The 430-nt window shown below is 37.4% G+C and carries 1 pseudogene; it reads left to right on the forward strand.

Annotated features, from left to right (window positions below):
• Positions 1-430, forward strand: a pseudogene (locus tag KH893_RS12395) (ribonuclease J); the annotation flags it as partial.

Below are 430 nucleotides of genomic sequence, written 5' to 3' on the forward strand. Positions count from 1 at the left end.
ATATCAGACTGGACGTAAAATTGCCATTTCCGGTAATGATTTAGAGCAGGTTGTTAAGACTGCTTTGGATTCAAAGCGCTTTAATCTGCCAACCAGTTACAATAAATTGTTTACAAATATTAAAAATTTGAAGTCGGTTGAGCCTAACAAACTGGTCATTCTTGAAACTGGCAAAATGGGCGAACCGATTCGCGATTTGCAAAGAATGGCTAAGGGGGACGATCGTTACGTCAGCTTTAATGAAAATGATTTAATTTTTGTCGCTACTACGCCTTCAATTTCTAGTGAATCAATTATGGCTAAAACCCGTGATCTGATTTTCCGCCGTGGTGCAAATGTTGTTTCAATTAAAGATAATCTGCGTTCTTCGGGACATGCTAGCCAAAATGATTTACAGTTTATGCTGAATTTCATTAAACCGGATTACTTT

This window comes from Liquorilactobacillus sicerae (genome assembly GCF_029916425.1).
Taxonomy (GTDB): domain Bacteria; phylum Bacillota; class Bacilli; order Lactobacillales; family Lactobacillaceae; genus Liquorilactobacillus; species Liquorilactobacillus sicerae.